At 76.0% G+C, this 3096-nt stretch carries 3 protein-coding genes; all 3 read right to left on the reverse strand.

All coding sequences use genetic code 11. The annotated features are described in order from the left end of the window. The coding region (locus HY68_RS04645; protein WP_041984724.1) for an NAD-dependent epimerase/dehydratase family protein at nt 1–872 on the reverse strand (872 nt) is incomplete at its 3' end. A 98-nt stretch (nt 873–970) separates the two neighbouring features. Further along, entirely contained in the window at nt 971–2125 is a 1155-nt protein-coding gene (locus HY68_RS04650; protein WP_063779616.1) for a hypothetical protein, read from the reverse strand. Nucleotides 2126–2138: 13 nt separating this feature from the next. Beyond that, the coding region (locus HY68_RS44775) for a glycosyltransferase (protein WP_041995152.1) at nt 2139–3096 on the reverse strand (958 nt) is incomplete at its 5' end.

Here is a 3096-nt window from a genome sequence, read left to right on the forward strand (position 1 = left end):
GCCTGCTGCCAGCTGCCGCAGCCGTCGGGGTAGGGGAACGGGCCGGCGCCGAGTTGTTCCGGCGCGGATTCGCCGCGCTGGGCGCCGATCGGCGCGTGGCCGTGCCGGGCGGGGCCCGGGGCGTCCAACTCGTGCAGCGCGCCCGCGTATCCGGCGACCCTGGCCAGCACGGCGGCGGCGTCCCTGAGCTTCACGGACCGTCCGGTACCGATGTTGACGATGCCCTGCGCCGCGGAGAGGGACGCTGCGTGCACCGCGCGGGCCACGTCGCGTACGTCCACGAAGTCCCGCTGGACGCCGAGCCCGGCGAGCTTCAGCTCGCCGTCGCCGCCCTGCATGGCGCGGCGCATGGCCTCGGCGAGCCGGCCGAGCGGTGAGCCGGCCGGGGTGCCGGGCCCCACGGGCGAGAAGATCCGCAGCACGACGGCGTCGAGCCCCGCGCCCAGGACGAGTTCGGAGGCGGCGAGCTTGCTCACTCCGTACGGGCCGCCGGGGCGCGGTACGGCGTCCTCGGCCGTGGACGAGCCGTGCGGGGACGGGCCGTACTCGGAGGCGCAGCCGAGCTGGACGAGCCGGGCGCCGCAGCCGCTGCGGCGCAGTGCCTCGCAGACGGTGGCGACGGCGACGGTGTTGTGCCGGATCAGCTCGCGCGCCCCGCCCCGGGTGGCACCGGCGCAGTTGATGACGACCCCGGGGTGGACGGCGTCGAGGAAGCGGGTGAGCGCTCCGGGGCTGCCGCCCGCGAGGTCGAACCGTACGTCGGCGTCGTCGCCGCGGCCCAGGGCGGTGAGATGCACGGCGGGGTCGGCGAGCAGCCGGTCGGCCACGAACCGGCCGAGGAATCCGTTGGCGCCGAGCAGCAGGACCCTCATCGTGCCGCCCCTCTGCGCCGAAGGGTCTGAGCTGGGGATTGCGGGGTCATCTCGTTCGTTCTCCTTGCAGCGGGATGTCGCATGGGGTGCGGGCGGGGTCAGGTGTGGGCCGAGGCCCTGCCGAGGGTGACGACGGCGTAGGCGAGCAGGACGAGCGCGGCCGCCGCGCAGGCGAGTGCGGGGACGGCGCCCGCTCCCCAGGCCTGTACGACGCCGGTGACGGGGGCGGCGACCGGGCCGCAGCCGGGGATGCGTCCGGCGGCCACGGACAGGCAGGCCAGGGCCTCGGCGAGGCAGGCGCAGACGAGTCCGGCCGCCGCCGGGTCGGGGTAGCCGTGGACGGTGAGCAGCCGGGCGAGCATGAGCAGCGTGCCGAGGGCGAGGGTCGGGGCGAGCGCGGCCCCGGCGCCGAGGACGAGGGTGCTGAGCAGGACGATGCCGGTCAGCGCGCAGGCGTAGAGGGCGACGGTCGCGAGCAGTAGCGGCCTGGCTCCCGCGGCGAAGTCGGCGAGGCCGCTGCTGTCGGCGAGCCGGCGCCTGGCGTGTACGGAGAAGAGGTGGGCGCAGCAGACGGCGGGGGCGACGGCGAAGGACAGTCCGACGAGCGGGGTCAGGGTGGCCGGCCACGGCCCGTGCGGGCCGCCGGCGACGAGCGCGTCGAGCAGCCCGTCGCCGCAGACCAGATAGGCGAGCAGCCAGTAGACCCAGAGACCTGCGGCGGGGACCCGGCGCCCGGTGGCGCGCAGCGGCCCTCGGCGCAGCGCGCTCGACAGCGCGCCGGACAGGGCGAAGGCACCCGCCAGGGCTATCGCGAGCTGGGTCTGGCCGCTCGTGCGATGCAGTCCCGCGAGGGTGAGGGCGCTGACGGCGCCCGGCAGCAGCGAGAGCGTGAGCCGGCGGGCCGAACTCGCCCGGCCGGCGCGCACGTCGGCGACGGGCACCGGCTGTTTCGGGGCGCGCAGGACGGCGGCCGCCCGGTCGCCGTCGCGCGGGACGCGGGCGTACAGCTCCTCGGCGAGCGAGAAGACGTCGCGGTGCCGGAAGCGGGCGGCTGTCCGGTCGGTGATGCCGTGGGCTTCGAGCCCGGCGGCGATCTCCAGCGGGTCGACGGCGCCTTCGCACAGCCGCCGGTGGCGGTGCATCAGCAGTATCACCGGGTCGGCGGGCCCGCGCCGTACGGCAGGGACGGGGACGGTCATGGTGGTGCTGCTCGACGAGGGTTCCGGCACAGAGGTGGTGCGGGCTTCGGTCATGGTGGTGCCTCCGTCAGACATCGCTCTCCCCCGCGCCGGCCGTGGTGCCCGCTGTGGCGCCGACCGGCCAGCGGCTCGGCACATGTCCCTCGGCCGGGTGGGCGAAGGGCAGCGGTGCTCCGTCGGCGCCGACGGCCTCGGCCGGGCGGTGTACGGGGGCGTGCGAGACGATTTCGAGATAGATGGAGCGGAAAGCGGCGAGATTCTGCTCGACCGTGAAGAGTTCGACGGCGCGGGCACGGGCCGCCGCGCCCAGCCGCTCGCGGCGCTCGTCGTCGGCGAGCAGCCCGACGACGGCGTCGGCGAGCGCCTTCGGGTTGCGCGGCGGTACGACGAGTCCGGTGCCGCCGATGACTTCGACGACGGCCCCGACGTCGGTCGAGACCGTGGCGCGCCCGCAGAACATCGCTTCGACGAGGCTGAGGGGGAAGCCCTCGACGATGCTGGACAGGACGACCACGCTCCCCGCCGCGTACGCGTCGGGGAGCTCGGGCGCCTCGGGACACCCGATCTCCTCGAAGGAGACCGGGTTCTCCCCGACCGCGTGCGCGTCCGGCGCCTCGTCGGGGAAGAGCTGGGCCGCCAGGGCGCGGCAGTGGGCCGGGTAGTCGGCGGCCTCGGCGCCCTGGGCGGGGGCGCCTATGATCCGCAGCCGCGCGCCGGGCCGCGCGGTCCTGATGTCGGCGAAGGCGTGCAGCAGGGAGACGAGGTCCTTGGCCGGTTCGATCCTGCCGACCCAGACGACGGTGTCGGTGTCGCCGCCGTCGTCGCTCTCGCCCACGGCGGCGAACCGCTCGGCCTCCATGCCGGGGTAGACCGTGCGCAGTTTGGCGGGGTCGGCGCCGCACCGCTCCTGCCAGCGCCTGGCGTGCGCGTTGCCGGGGGTGATGACGGCGGCCTGCCGGTAGACCTCGGCGGCGAGCCGGCCCTGGAATCCTGCGAGCAGGGCGCGTACGGGGGCGCCCAGGGCG

This window comes from Streptomyces sp. AcH 505, assembly GCF_000818175.1.
Lineage (GTDB): Bacteria > Actinomycetota > Actinomycetes > Streptomycetales > Streptomycetaceae > Streptomyces.